At 66.6% G+C, this 11,666-nt stretch carries 11 protein-coding genes; 8 read left to right on the top strand and 3 right to left on the bottom strand.

Annotation, left to right across the window (positions count from 1 at the left end):
* Positions 1–156: 156 nt before the first annotated feature.
* From PMI01_RS08840 to PMI01_RS08830, 3 genes are all read left to right on the top strand, one after another.
* The gene (locus tag PMI01_RS08840) at positions 157–1,815 is read left to right on the top strand and encodes a lysine--tRNA ligase (protein ID WP_007666954.1); all 1,659 of its coding nucleotides are present in this window, start codon (positions 157–159) and stop codon (positions 1,813–1,815) included.
* 105 nt (positions 1,816–1,920) lie between these two features.
* A complete protein-coding gene (gene pgm, locus PMI01_RS08835; RefSeq protein WP_007666953.1) occupies positions 1,921–3,558 on the top strand; it encodes a phosphoglucomutase (alpha-D-glucose-1,6-bisphosphate-dependent) in 1,638 nt (545 codons plus the stop codon).
* 160 nt (positions 3,559–3,718) lie between these two features.
* Entirely contained in the window at positions 3,719–3,880 is a 162-nt protein-coding gene (locus PMI01_RS08830) for a hypothetical protein (protein ID WP_238537027.1), read from the top strand.
* A 20-nt stretch (positions 3,881–3,900) separates the two neighbouring features.
* Here PMI01_RS08830 and PMI01_RS08825 read toward each other — a convergent pair whose 3' ends face one another.
* Both PMI01_RS08825 and PMI01_RS27030 read right to left on the bottom strand, forming a co-directional pair.
* The gene (locus PMI01_RS08825) at positions 3,901–4,536 is read right to left on the bottom strand and encodes a S24 family peptidase (protein WP_007666951.1); all 636 of its coding nucleotides are present in this window, start codon (positions 4,534–4,536) and stop codon (positions 3,901–3,903) included.
* Between the two features lie 225 nt (positions 4,537–4,761).
* Positions 4,762–5,319: a hypothetical protein gene (locus PMI01_RS27030; protein WP_157223717.1), complete on the bottom strand. Its 558-nt coding sequence runs from the start codon at positions 5,317–5,319 to the stop codon at positions 4,762–4,764.
* A 214-nt stretch (positions 5,320–5,533) separates the two neighbouring features.
* Between PMI01_RS27030 and PMI01_RS08820 the strand changes: the two genes are divergently transcribed.
* The 4 genes from PMI01_RS08820 (at position 5,534) to PMI01_RS08805 (ending at position 9,409) form a co-directional block, all read left to right on the top strand.
* Positions 5,534–6,013 carry a MerR family transcriptional regulator gene (locus tag PMI01_RS08820; protein WP_035035461.1) on the top strand — a complete coding sequence of 160 codons (480 nt, stop codon included), beginning with the start codon at positions 5,534–5,536 and terminating at the stop codon, positions 6,011–6,013.
* Positions 6,014–6,096: 83 nt separating this feature from the next.
* Positions 6,097–7,887, top strand: a complete 1,791-nt coding sequence (locus tag PMI01_RS08815; RefSeq protein WP_007666948.1) for an acyl-CoA dehydrogenase C-terminal domain-containing protein — start codon at positions 6,097–6,099, stop codon at positions 7,885–7,887.
* Positions 7,888–7,889: 2 nt separating this feature from the next.
* The gene (locus PMI01_RS08810) at positions 7,890–9,053 is read left to right on the top strand and encodes an acyl-CoA dehydrogenase family protein (RefSeq protein WP_007666946.1); all 1,164 of its coding nucleotides are present in this window, start codon (positions 7,890–7,892) and stop codon (positions 9,051–9,053) included.
* A 2-nt stretch (positions 9,054–9,055) separates the two neighbouring features.
* Positions 9,056–9,409, top strand: coding sequence for a hypothetical protein (locus PMI01_RS08805; protein ID WP_007666945.1), 354 nt, complete (start codon positions 9,056–9,058; stop codon positions 9,407–9,409).
* Positions 9,410–9,420: 11 nt separating this feature from the next.
* Here PMI01_RS08805 and PMI01_RS08800 read toward each other — a convergent pair whose 3' ends face one another.
* Positions 9,421–10,368 (bottom strand): phytanoyl-CoA dioxygenase family protein, encoded by a 948-nt coding sequence (locus tag PMI01_RS08800; protein ID WP_007666944.1) that lies wholly within the window; start codon positions 10,366–10,368, stop codon positions 9,421–9,423.
* 81 nt (positions 10,369–10,449) lie between these two features.
* Here PMI01_RS08800 and PMI01_RS08795 point away from each other — a divergent pair, with 81 nt between their 5' ends.
* The gene (locus tag PMI01_RS08795) at positions 10,450–11,655 is read left to right on the top strand and encodes an acetyl-CoA C-acetyltransferase (protein ID WP_007666943.1); all 1,206 of its coding nucleotides are present in this window, start codon (positions 10,450–10,452) and stop codon (positions 11,653–11,655) included.
* Positions 11,656–11,666 lie beyond the last annotated feature (11 nt).

The following is an 11,666-nucleotide window of genomic DNA, read 5'->3' as shown; positions in this document are numbered from 1 at the left end:
GGGGCTTCACCGCCCCAAGAACGCCCGGCGCCGATCCCCCACCCGACCCCTTCGGGGCCACCCTCCCCGCAACGGGGAGGGAAAGCGCCTTCCACGGAGTACGACTTCCTCACCCCGAACCTAGCCTCCGCCGCCACTTCCCCCTATACCGCCCCCATGTTCCAAGGCCTCTCCCCCCTCGCCCGCGACGCTCGCGCCTGGCCGTTCGAGCAGGCGCGCGCCCTGCTGGCCCGCACCCTGCGCCTGCGTCTGACCGACACCGAGCGCGACTTCGCCTCGACCCTGATCAACGCCGGCAAGACCGACGAGGCGGTGAAAGTCCTCGAAGCCCTGCGCAAGCCGGTGGTGCTGGAGACCGGCTATGGCCCGTCGGGCCTGCCGCACATGGGCACCTTCGGCGAGGTGGCGCGCACGACCATGGTCCGCGCGGCGTTCCGCGCCCTGACCGACGACGCCATTCCGACCCGGCTGATCTCGTTCAGCGACGACATGGACGGCCTGCGCAAGATCCCGCCCAACGTGCCGAACGGCGAGGTCATGGTCCCCGACCTCGACAAGCCGCTGACCGTGGTCCGCGACCCCTATGGCGAGCACGAGAGCTTCGGCCATCACAACAACGCCCGCCTGCGGGCCTTCCTCGACGGTTTCGGCTTCGACTACGAATTCGTCTCTTCGACCGACTGCTATCGCGGCGGCCGGTTCGACGAGACCCTGCTGATCGCCCTGGAGCGTTTCGACGCCATCCAGAAGATCATGCTGCCCTCGCTGGGCGAGGAGCGGCGGGCGACCTATTCGCCGTTCCTGCCGATCAGCCCCAAGACCGGCAAGGTGCTGCAGGTCCCGACCCTGGAGCGCAACGTCGCCAAGGGCACGATCGTGTTCCGCGACGAGGACGGCGAACTGACCGAGGTCCCGGTGACCGGCGGCGGCGTCAAGATGCAGTGGCGACCCGACTGGGCGATGCGCTGGACGGCCCTGGGCGTCGACTACGAGATGAGCGGCAAGGACCTGATCGACAGCGTCCGCCTGTCCAACCAGGTCTGCAAGGTGCTGGGCGGCTCGCCCCCCGAAGGGTTCCACTACGAACTCTTCATGGACGAGAACAACCTGAAGATCTCCAAGACCAAGGGCAACGGCCTGACCATGGAGGACTGGCTGCGCTACGGCGCGCCGGAAAGCCTGTCCTACTACATGTTCCAGAGCCCGAAATCGGCCAAGAAGCTGTATTTCGACGTCATCCCCAAGGCGACGGACGAGTATCTGCAGCAACTGGACGCCTACCAGAAGCAGGAACCGGCCAAGCAGATCGACAACCCGGCCTGGCACGTTCATTCCGGCCAGCCGCCCGCGCAGGGCTCGCCGGTGTCGTTCAGCCTGATGCTGAACCTGGTCTCGGCCGCCGACGCCTCGACCAAGGACATCCTCTGGGGGTTCCTGGGCCGCTATGTCGGCGGCGCGACGCCGGAGAGCCATCCGCTGCTGGACCGCCTGGCCGGCTATGCGATCAACTACTACGAGGACTTCGTGAAGCCCTCGAAGACCTTCCGCGCCCCGGACGACAAGGAGCGCGCGGCGATCATCGACCTGCGGGGCCGCCTGGCCGCCCTGCCGGCCGGCTGCCAGGACGCCGAACTGATCCAGAACGAGGTGTTCGCGGTCGGCAAGGACCACGAATTCGACCCGCTGCGCGCCTGGTTCCAGGCCCTCTATGAGGTGCTGCTAGGCCAGAGCCAGGGCCCGCGCTTCGGCTCATTCGCGGCGATCTTCGGCCTGGACCGCACCATCGCCCTGATCGACGAGAAGCTGGCCGCCTAGGGCGTCGCGGAAAGAGTGACGCATTTCGCGGCTAAATCGCTGTTGCGACACCCGGCCACGCGGCCGGCGTTGTCACCACGTTCGAGTGCTGAGTAGGGTCAAGACATGCATAGCCACGCCGGCCTCCAGGCCCGTCCCGAAGACCTCGTCGACTTGGCCGCCCTGACCGCCGCCTATCACGACCTCCAGCCCGACGTTTCCGACGTCAATCAGAAGGTGGTGTTCGGCACCTCGGGCCACCGGGGCTCCAGCCTGGACGGGGCGTTCAACGAGAACCACATCCTGGCCATCACCCAGGCGATCGTCGAGCACCGCGCCGGCGCCGGGATCACCGGCCCGCTGTTCATCGGCCGCGACACCCACGGGCTGTCCGAACCGGCCTGGCGCACGACGCTGGAGGTGCTGGTCGGCAACGGGGTCGAGGTGCTGGTCGATTCGCGCGACGGCTACACCCCGACCCCGGCGGTGTCGCACGCCATCCTCAGGCATAACCGCGCCGCCCCGGGATCGTCCGACGGCATCCTGATCACCCCGTCGCACAACCCGCCCCGCGACGGCGGCTTCAAGTACAACCCCCCCACCGGCGGCCCGGCCGGTTCGGACGCCACCACGCCGATCGCGGCGCGGGCCAACCAGTTGCTGAGGGACGGCCTGAACGGCGTGCGCCGCGTGCCGTTCGAGCGGGCCCGCGCCACGGTCGGCGAGTACGACTTCCTGGCCCATTACGTCGACGACCTGCCCAGCGTGCTGGACCTGGACGCCATCCGCTCGGCCGGCGTGAGGATCGCGGCCGACCCCCTGGGCGGGGCCGGCGTCGCCTATTGGGGCGAGATCGCCGACCGCCACCGGCTGGACCTGACCGTGGTCAACGACCGGGTCGATCCGCGCTGGGCGTTCATGCCGCTCGACACCGACGGCAAGATCCGCATGGACTGCTCGTCGGCCAGCGCCATGGCCAACCTGATCCGCACCATGCAGGGCGGCGCCCAGTTCGACATCGCGATCGGCAACGACGCCGACGCCGACCGCCACGGGATCGTCACGCCGGACGCCGGCCTGATGAACCCCAACCACTATCTGGCCGTGGCCATCGCCTATCTGTTCAGCCATCGGCCGCGGTGGGGCGCCGAGGTCGCGGTCGGCAAGACCCTGGTGTCGTCCTCGATGATCGACCGCGTGGTCGCCAAACTGGGCCGCCGCCTGCTGGAAACGCCGGTCGGCTTCAAGCATTTCGTCCCCGGCCTGCTGGACGGCGGCGTCGGCTTCGGCGGCGAGGAATCGGCCGGCGCGTCGTTCCTGCGCCAGGACGGCGGCGTCTGGACCACCGACAAGGACGGCCTGCTGCTGGGCCTGCTGGCCGCCGAGATCCAGGGCGTCACCGGGCAAAGCCCCAGCCAGATCTATGCGGAGCTCACCGCCGAGCACGGCGCGCCCGCCTATGCCCGCGTCGACGCCCCGGCCTCGCGCGAGGAAAAGGCCCGCCTGGGTTCGCTGAGCCCCGCCGACGTCACCGCCAGCCAGCTGGCCGGCGAGCCGATCGAGCACATCCTGACCAAGGCCCCCGGCAACGGCGAGGCCATCGGCGGCCTGAAGGTGGTGACCCGGAACGCCTGGTTCGCCGCCCGGCCGTCGGGCACCGAGGACGTCTACAAGATCTACGCGGAGTCGTTCCTCGGCCCGGACCACCTGGGCGAAGTGCAGGCCGCCGCGCGCGAAGTGGTGGCCGGCGCGCTGGCCGGCTGATCGCTCCCTGCGACACCATGCCTCAATAGATGAACGAAGTCTGAACTAGCGATTAAGGGTCTGATCGTAATTCAGGGTCTAATCTGTGGTCATCAGAACCAAGGTTAGACCGATGGCTTGCTTCACCCTTCGCCCGTCAGATCGCTCTGAATTCGACTCGTTGCTCGGCGAGTTGGCGTCCCAGTTCCCCTCGGCCCATATCGAGGCGGCGCACAACGACACCTGGCATTCCTACCGCGTCGACGTCTCGTGCGACGCCCCCTGGGAAGGCGACCTGACCGCCTGGCTGCAGACCAAGCACGCCGACTGCCCCCGCACTTGAGGATTTGACCGCCCGCGGACCTACTGGCTGGCCCAGAGGATGCGGGCGATCCACACCACCTCGGCCAGGTCCAGCGTGCGATCCTGGCCGCCCGGCGTCAGAGAGGCCAGTTCGACACTGCGGGCCGTAACCCGCGCCAGTTCCTTGACCAGCAGTTCCCCGCCCGTGGTCTTGACCACCACCCGGTCGCCGCGTCGCGGCTCGACCGACGGCGAGACCAGGATGCGGTCGCCGTCGCGATAGACCGGGGCCAGGGCGTCGCCGGTGATCTCCAGGGCATAGACCCCGTCCTCGCCCTGACCCGGGAAATCGATCTCGTCCCAACCTTCGCCGACCGGCGCGCCGGCCTCGTCGAACATCCCGGGCGCCTCGGCCTGGGCGAAGCCGATCAGCGGCACGGCGCGCGGACTGGGCGGCCGCGCCCGCTCGGTCAGGGCCGCGAACTCCGAAAACCCCACCCCCGTGGCTTCCAGCACCTTGGCCAGGCTCTCGGTCGAGGGCCAGCGCGGGCGGGTGTCGCCGTCGCCGCGCTTGGAACGGTTGAAGCTGGTCGGGTCCAGCCCGGCCATCCTGGCCATGGCCGACGGGCTCATGTCGAACCGCTTGGCCAGGGCGTCGATCGCGGTCCAGATTTCGGTGTGCGAGAGCGACGACATGGGGTTGATCCTAGCCTCGGGCCAGCACCACAGGCCTACGGGAAATATGCCTCGGCCCTAGTAAAGTAAACCGAGTTATATACGTGACAAAAGTGGATAATTGTCAAAAGCAGGCTGGCGACAGCTTGGCAACTGAAACTGGGATCGACGAGCTGATGATCGATGCATCACGCGTAACATTTCTGACACCAAGATATACCTTAGACCGCAGAGATAAGGCATCATTTACCCATTACCAACATCAATAAAGACCGGTTCCTGCCAATGTGGCTTATTTGCTTCTGCTTGAAGAAGCGGGAATATCCGTTGGGCTTCGGTTACAAGCGCCCGCATGTTAAATTCCTCTCCCCAGAATATGACATTGGTCGTATTCGGATCGAACATACGAAACATATCCGTCGGCTCCATACCAACTATGGCACCATCTTTCGGTCCTATGATCTTATCTGCGAGATTGTGGGCCTTAGATTCTACCCACCATCTGTCTATGCGCTCGTCTATGTGTTCAAAATTGTTTCGCATGGTCACCTCCCGAAGGGGCGAGTCATCTGCAACGCCGATGCTATCTCGAAGTTGCGCACGCTGATTGGCGAACTTTCCTTTTTGCCCCCACAGCATTTTGGAAATGTTGGCTCCAGCATTCAATAGGTTCTGTATCCCATATAGAATATGGTCAGTGTCCCGCAAGGCCATCCCAGCATTGATCTCGTCAGCGGATTTCAGCAAGAACTTACATTGATCTAGGACTTGGCGCTGAAAGACCCTGAGATGGAACGTTTCCATGGCCGAAACCCGTAGAGACAAAGACCTTGATGAAACCAAGCGTATCATGGCGTTACTTTTGTCAAATAGTCATTAGGAAAATAAACCTAAGCCGCTGCAGCTAGATTGACGTTTACGTAAACGTTGACGGCGGTTTGTCGCGCGCATATGGTGATCAGCGATAACCAACCGGCCCGTCCGCAGAAGCCGGGCCTGCCCAGGGAGGGTTTCGATGTTGGCCGACCTGCGACGTCCAGAGCGCACCTTTACAATCCGCCAGTTGTGCAACGAGTTCAAAGCCACGCCGCGCGCGCTGCGCTTTTATGAAGACAAGGGTCTGCTGACCCCGGCCCGCGAGGGCCTCAACCGCGTCTATTCCCACAAGGACCGCGTCCGCCTGCAGCTGATCCTGCGCGGCAAGCGCGTGGGGCTGTCGCTGTCGGAAATCCGCGAACTGCTCGACCTCTATGACGAGAACGACGACGGGGCGGCCCAGATGGCCCGCTCGCTGAAGAAGTTCCGCGAACGCGCCACGGCGCTGGAGCAGCAGCGCGAAGACATCGACGGCGCCCTGATCGAACTGCGCGAAGCCTGCGCCCGCCTCGAGCGGCGCCTGGCCGAGATCCGCCCCGACCTGCTGCCCCGCGCCGCCGACTACGACCAGGTGCTGCGCGCCCGGCTCGACGGCCACGCCGACGCCGCCCTCGGGAAATAACCCGCCCTCCGCCCGCTTTCGCCAGACCGCGACGGCGGGCGAGAGCCTCCACCCTCCCCGACCCGCCTGACCAGGACTGATCCATGACCTACCAGCCGCCCGTTCGCGAACACGCCTTCATCCTGCGCGACGTGCTCAACATCGATCAGCACGGCAACCTGCCCGGCTTCGCCGACGCGCCGTTCGAGACCGTCGAGCAGATCCTCGAGGCCGCCGCCCAGTTCACCGGCGAGGTGCTGGCCCCGCTGAACCACGTCGGCGACAAGCAGGGCTGCGTCTGGAACAAGGACTTCACGGTCAAGACGCCGGACGGCTTCAAGGAAGCCTACAAGCAGCTGTGCGAAGGCGGCTGGACCGGCCTGGGTTCGGACCCGACCTATGGCGGCCAGGGCCTGCCCCACGTCGTCAACCTGGCCTTCAGCGAGATGAGCTCGTCGGCCAACATGGCCTTCTCGATGTATCCGGGCCTGGCGCACGGCGCCTATTCGGCCATCCACACCGGCGGCAGCGACGCCCAGAAGGACCTCTACCTGCCCAAGATGGTCTCGGGCGAGTGGACCGGGACCATGAACCTGACCGAGCCGCACTGCGGCACGGACCTGGGCCTGCTGCGCACCAAGGCGGTTCCGCAGGCCGACGGCAGCTACCGCATCACCGGCCAGAAGATCTGGATCTCGGCCGGCGAGCACGACATGGCCGACAACATCGTCCACCTGGTGCTGGCCCGCATCGAGGGCGCCCCGGCCGGCGTCAAGGGCATCAGCCTGTTCATCGTGCCCAAGTTCCTGCCCAAGGAAGACGGTTCGGTCGGCGACCGCAACGAGGGCGCCAAGTGCGTCGGCCTCGAAGAGAAGATGGGCATCCACGGCAACGCCACCTGCGTCATGCAGTACGAGGACGCCAAGGGCTGGCTGATCGGCGAGGAGAACAGCGGCCTGAAGCTGATGTTCGTGATGATGAACGAGGCCCGGATCGGCGTCGGCCTGCAGGGCGTCGCCCAGGCCGAGGCCGCCTACCAGGCCGCCGCCGCCTTCGCCAAGGACCGCCTGCAAGGCCGCTCGCTGACCGGCCCGAAGAACCCGGACGGCCCGGCCGACCCGATCATCGTCCACCCGGACGTGCGCCGCATGCTGCTGGAGAGCAAGGCCCTGATCGAAGGCGGCCGCGCCTTCCTGTTCTGGACCGCCCTGCACGGCGACCTGGCCCACCATCACCCGGACGAGGCCACCCGCACCAAGGCCGAGGACTATATGGGCCTGATGACGCCGGTGCTGAAAGGCTACCTGACCGACAAGGGCTTCAAGATCTGCTCGGACGCCATGCAGGTGCACGGCGGCAGCGGCTTCACCGAGCACTTCCCCGCCAGCCAGTACCTGCGCGACGTCCGCATCGCCCTGATCTACGAAGGCACCAACGGCATCCAGGCGCTGGACCTGGTGGGCCGCAAGCTGGCCTCCAAGGGCGGCCGCGGCGTGATGACCTTCTTCCAGGAAATCGACCAGTTCATCGGCGAGAACGACAGCGACGAGGCCCTCAAGCCGTTCGTCGAGGCCCTGGCCGGGGTGAAGGCCCAACTGCAGGACGGCACCATGTGGCTGATGCAGAACGGCCTGCAGAACCCCGACAACGCCGGCGCCGCCTCGACCGACTACATGCACCTCTTCGGCCTGACGGGCCTGGCCTACATGTGGACGCTGATGGTCAAGGCCGCCAACGCCAAGATCGCGGCCGGCTCGTCCGACCCGTTCTATTCGACCAAGGTGGTCACCGCCCGCTACTTCATCGAGCGCGTCCTGCCCGACGCCGGCGCCCACCTGGCCAAGCTGAAGACCGGTTCGGCCACCCTGATGGCCCTGCCCGCGGAGGCCTTCTGATCATGGGCGTGCTCAACGTGGAAAAGCCGGCCTTCATGGCCGAGGAAGACATCGCGATCTTCGAGGACGCGGTCGGCAAGTTCTTCGACGAGCACGCCCCCGAGGCCGTGGTCGCGACGTGGCGCAAGAACCACGTCGTCGACCGGGCCATGTGGAACAAGTCGGGGGAGGCCGGCCTGCTCGGCCTCTCCATGCCCGAGGAATACGGCGGGGCCGGCGGCGACTATCGCCACGAGGCCGTGCTGATGGAGCAGTTGGGCCTGAAGGGCGTCGACGGCTTCGGCATCAGCCTGCACAACGCCATCGTCATGCCGTACATCCTGCACTACGGCACGGAAGAGCAGAAGCAGCGCTGGCTGCCGCGCCTGGCGACCGGCGAGCTGGTCGGGGCCATCGCCATGACCGAGCCGGGCGCGGGCTCGGACCTGCAGGGGGTCAAGACCACCGCCAAGCCGGTCGGCAACCAGTATGTGATCAATGGGTCGAAGACCTTCATCACCAACGGCCAGACCGCCAACCTGATCATCGTCGTCGCCAAGACCGACCCGACGGCCGGGGCGCGCGGGACTTCGCTGGTGGTGGTCGAGACCGACGGGGCCGAAGGCTTCGAGCGCGGCCGCAACCTCGACAAGCTGGGCCACGAGGCCCAGGACACCTCCGAGCTGTTCTTCAACGACGTCAAGGTCCCGACCGAGAACCTGCTGGGCTCCGACGAGGGCCAGGGCTTCTTCCAGCTGATGGGCCAGCTGCCCCAGGAGCGGCTGAACATCGCCGTCCAGGGCATGGCCACCATCGAGCGGGCCCTGGAGCTGACCATCGACTACGTCAAGCAGCGCAAGGCGTTCGGCAAGGCGATCCTCGACTTCCAGAACACCCAGTTCGTGCTGGCCGAATGCAAGACCGAGGCGACCGTCGCCAAGGTGTTCGTCAACCACTGCATCGAGCAGCACCTGGCCGGCAAGCTCGACGCCGCCACCGCCTCGATGGCCAAGTACTGGGTCAGCGACCTGGAGAACAAGATCGTCGACCGCTGCCTGCAGCTGTTCGGCGGCTATGGCTTCATGAACGAATATCCGATCGCCCGGATGTACCGCGACAGCCGCGTGCAGCGCATCTACGGCGGCACCAACGAGATCATGAAACTGCTGATCGCGAGGACGCTTTAGCCATGTTCGTCGACGCCCCCCCGCCTGCCCAGGAGTCCCGTTCCGCGGTCGTCTGCGTCCGCGCGGAGGGCCGTCGCCCGCTGGAGTTCTCCGGCAAGCTGATCGCCAAGCGCCCAGGCTACAAGCCGCCGCCGGGAACCGAGTTCACCGTGCCGCTGGGGCCGAACGTCCAGTGCAACAACCTGCTGCGCTCGAAGGTGGCCGACTGGTCGCTGTCGGTGACGACGTCGGGCTTCACGCCCTGCCGGCTGGCCGCGCCGGAGTTCGGCTACCGCGTCACCTACAGCGCCAAGTCCGGCGCGCGCGGCCTGTCCTGCGCCCAGACGGCGAAGGCGCCGATCGGACCGTGGAAATAATGACCCACGCCTCAGGCCTTGTTGACGCTGTTCGCCTTGATCTGGGCCGCCCCGCGCGCGTCCAGGTCCTGGCGCGTGGCCTCCAGGCTGAGCGGACCCAGCAGGGTGGCGTTGACCGCGTCCATGCCCGGGGCGGGAACACCCGGCTTGCGGGCGATCAGGTAGCGCAGGCTCAGGCGCTCGTTGTCGGCGGCGTCGGGCTGGGTGCCGTGCAGGGTGCAGGCGTGCCACATGGCCGCGTAGCCGGTCTGGCCGGTCAGCAGGTGCTGCCGGGTCTGGACCTCATGGCCGCGCCCGTCGCGATACAGCCAGCCGACCCCATTCTCGCCCGTGGCGTTCTTGGTCAGGTCGTGCGGGAACAGCGTCCCGCCCAGCTTGTGGCTGTCCTCCAGCAGGAACAGCGGCGCGTCATGCGTGCCGACGTCGTGCAGGTAGATGTACAGGGTGATGAAGTCGGCTTCCCGGTCCTTGTAGTCGATCAGGTCCTGGTGGAAGTCGATGCCGTAGAAATAGGTGATGTCCCGGAACGGGGCCTTCACATAGGCGCCCAGGTTGTTGACCGGGTTGCCGGCGATGCGGGCCTTCAGCCAGTCGGGCACGACGCTGGACGGCACGCCGCAGATCAGTTTCTTGAGCAGGATCTCGTAGCCCTCGCCCAGCAGGGCGGTCAGGGCCGAAACGATGGCCGGGTCGTTCTCGACGAAGGCCAGCTCGGCCTCGAACCGTTCCAGCAGGTTGCGGCCGGGCGCGGGGTTCACCCCGATATATTGCGGGTCGGCGTCGAACTCGGCCTCGCCGAGGAAGAGGTCCGTATCGAAGGTCCGCAGCGCCCGGATCTTGGCCAGCAGGTCGCCGGCCGCCGCCGGGTCCACGCCGCCCTCGAACACATGATAGCCGCGCGCGATGAAGTCGCTCACCACCGGGTGGGCGGCGTCCGTCGAGCGCTCAGCTGCCGTCATCGTCCTGTTCTCCAAGCCACCGGAAACAGACGCCCTTTTGGTTAACGAACCATCCAAGCCTACGCAGGAAGGAGCCATCAAATGGCCGACGCTTACATCTTTGACGCCGTGCGCACCCCGCGCGGCAAGGGCAAGAAGGACGGGTCTCTGCACGAGATCACCGCCCTGTCCCTGGCCACCCAGGTTCTCGAGAACCTGCGCGACCGCAACGGCCTGGACACCTCCAAGGTCGACGACGTCGTCCTCGGCTGCGTCTCGCCGGTGGGCGAGCAGGGCGCCGACGTGGCCCGCACCGCCGTGCTGACCGCCGACTACGCCGAGAGCGTGGCCGGCGTGCAGATCAACCGCTTCTGCGCCTCGGGCCTGGAAGCCGTGAACATGGCCGCGGCCAAGGTGATGTCGGGCGAAGCCAACCTGACCATCGGCGGCGGCGTCGAGAGCATGAGCCGCGTGCCCATGGGCAGCGACGGCGGCGCCTGGCCGACCGACCCGTCCTCGGCCTTCAAGACCTACTTCACCCCGCAGGGCGTCAGCGCCGACCTGATCGCCACCCTCTACGGCTTCTCGCGCGACGACGTCGACGCCTATGCCGTGGAAAGCCAGAAGCGCGCCGCCGCCTCGTGGGCCGACGGCCGCTTCAAGAAGTCGGTGATCGGCGTGAAGGACCAGCTGGGCCTGACCATCCTCGACCACGACGAAACCGTGCGCGGCAACACCACCATGCAGACCCTGGCCTCGCTGAACGCCTCGTTCGCCGGCATGGGCGAGATGGCCTTCGACGCCGTGGCGCAGCAGCGCTACCCGCAGGTGGAAAAGGTCAACCACGTCCACCACGCCGGCAACAGCTCGGGCATCGTCGACGGCGCGGCCGGCGTGCTGATCGGCACCAAGGAAATGGGCGAGGCCCTGGGCCTCAAGGCCCGCGCCCGCATCAAGGGCATGGCCTCGATCGGTTCGGAGCCCTCGATCATGCTGACCGGCCCGTCGCTGGTCACCGAAAAGCTGCTCAAGAAGCTGAAGATGGAGGTCAAGGACATCGACCTCTATGAGCTGAACGAGGCCTTCGCCGCCGTCGTCCTGCGGATGATGCAGGCGCTGGACATCCCGCACGACAAGATGAACGTCAACGGCGGCGCCATCGCCATGGGCCACCCCCTGGGCGCCACCGGCGCGATGATCCTGGGCACCATGCTCGACGAGCTGGAGCGCTCCGACAAGGAGACCGCCCTGATCACCCTGTGCGTCGGCGCCGGCATGGGCACCGCCACCGTCATCGAACGCGTCTAGTCGACGATCTA

It is taken from the genome of Caulobacter sp. AP07 (assembly GCF_000281955.1).
In the GTDB taxonomy this organism is placed as follows: Bacteria; Pseudomonadota; Alphaproteobacteria; order Caulobacterales; family Caulobacteraceae; genus Caulobacter.
Note: the sequence above shows the minus strand (reverse complement) of the source record. Positions and strands in the feature narration are given on the sequence as shown.

Bases quoted from the DNA above. Each gene is read 5' to 3' on its own strand.
- PMI01_RS08840 (WP_007666954.1), top strand. From the start codon at position 157: ATGTTCCAAGGCCTCTCCCCCCTCGCCCGCGACGCTCGCGCCTGGCCG.
- pgm (WP_007666953.1), top strand. From the start codon at position 1,921: ATGCATAGCCACGCCGGCCTCCAGGCCCGTCCCGAAGACCTCGTCGAC.
- PMI01_RS08825 (WP_007666951.1), bottom strand. From the start codon at position 4,536: ATGTCGTCGCTCTCGCACACCGAAATCTGGACCGCGATCGACGCCCTG.
- PMI01_RS27030 (WP_157223717.1), bottom strand. From the start codon at position 5,319: ATGGAAACGTTCCATCTCAGGGTCTTTCAGCGCCAAGTCCTAGATCAA.
- PMI01_RS08815 (WP_007666948.1), top strand. From the start codon at position 6,097: ATGACCTACCAGCCGCCCGTTCGCGAACACGCCTTCATCCTGCGCGAC.
- PMI01_RS08810 (WP_007666946.1), top strand. From the start codon at position 7,890: ATGGGCGTGCTCAACGTGGAAAAGCCGGCCTTCATGGCCGAGGAAGAC.
- PMI01_RS08805 (WP_007666945.1), top strand. From the start codon at position 9,056: ATGTTCGTCGACGCCCCCCCGCCTGCCCAGGAGTCCCGTTCCGCGGTC.
- PMI01_RS08800 (WP_007666944.1), bottom strand. From the start codon at position 10,368: ATGACGGCAGCTGAGCGCTCGACGGACGCCGCCCACCCGGTGGTGAGC.
- PMI01_RS08795 (WP_007666943.1), top strand. From the start codon at position 10,450: ATGGCCGACGCTTACATCTTTGACGCCGTGCGCACCCCGCGCGGCAAG.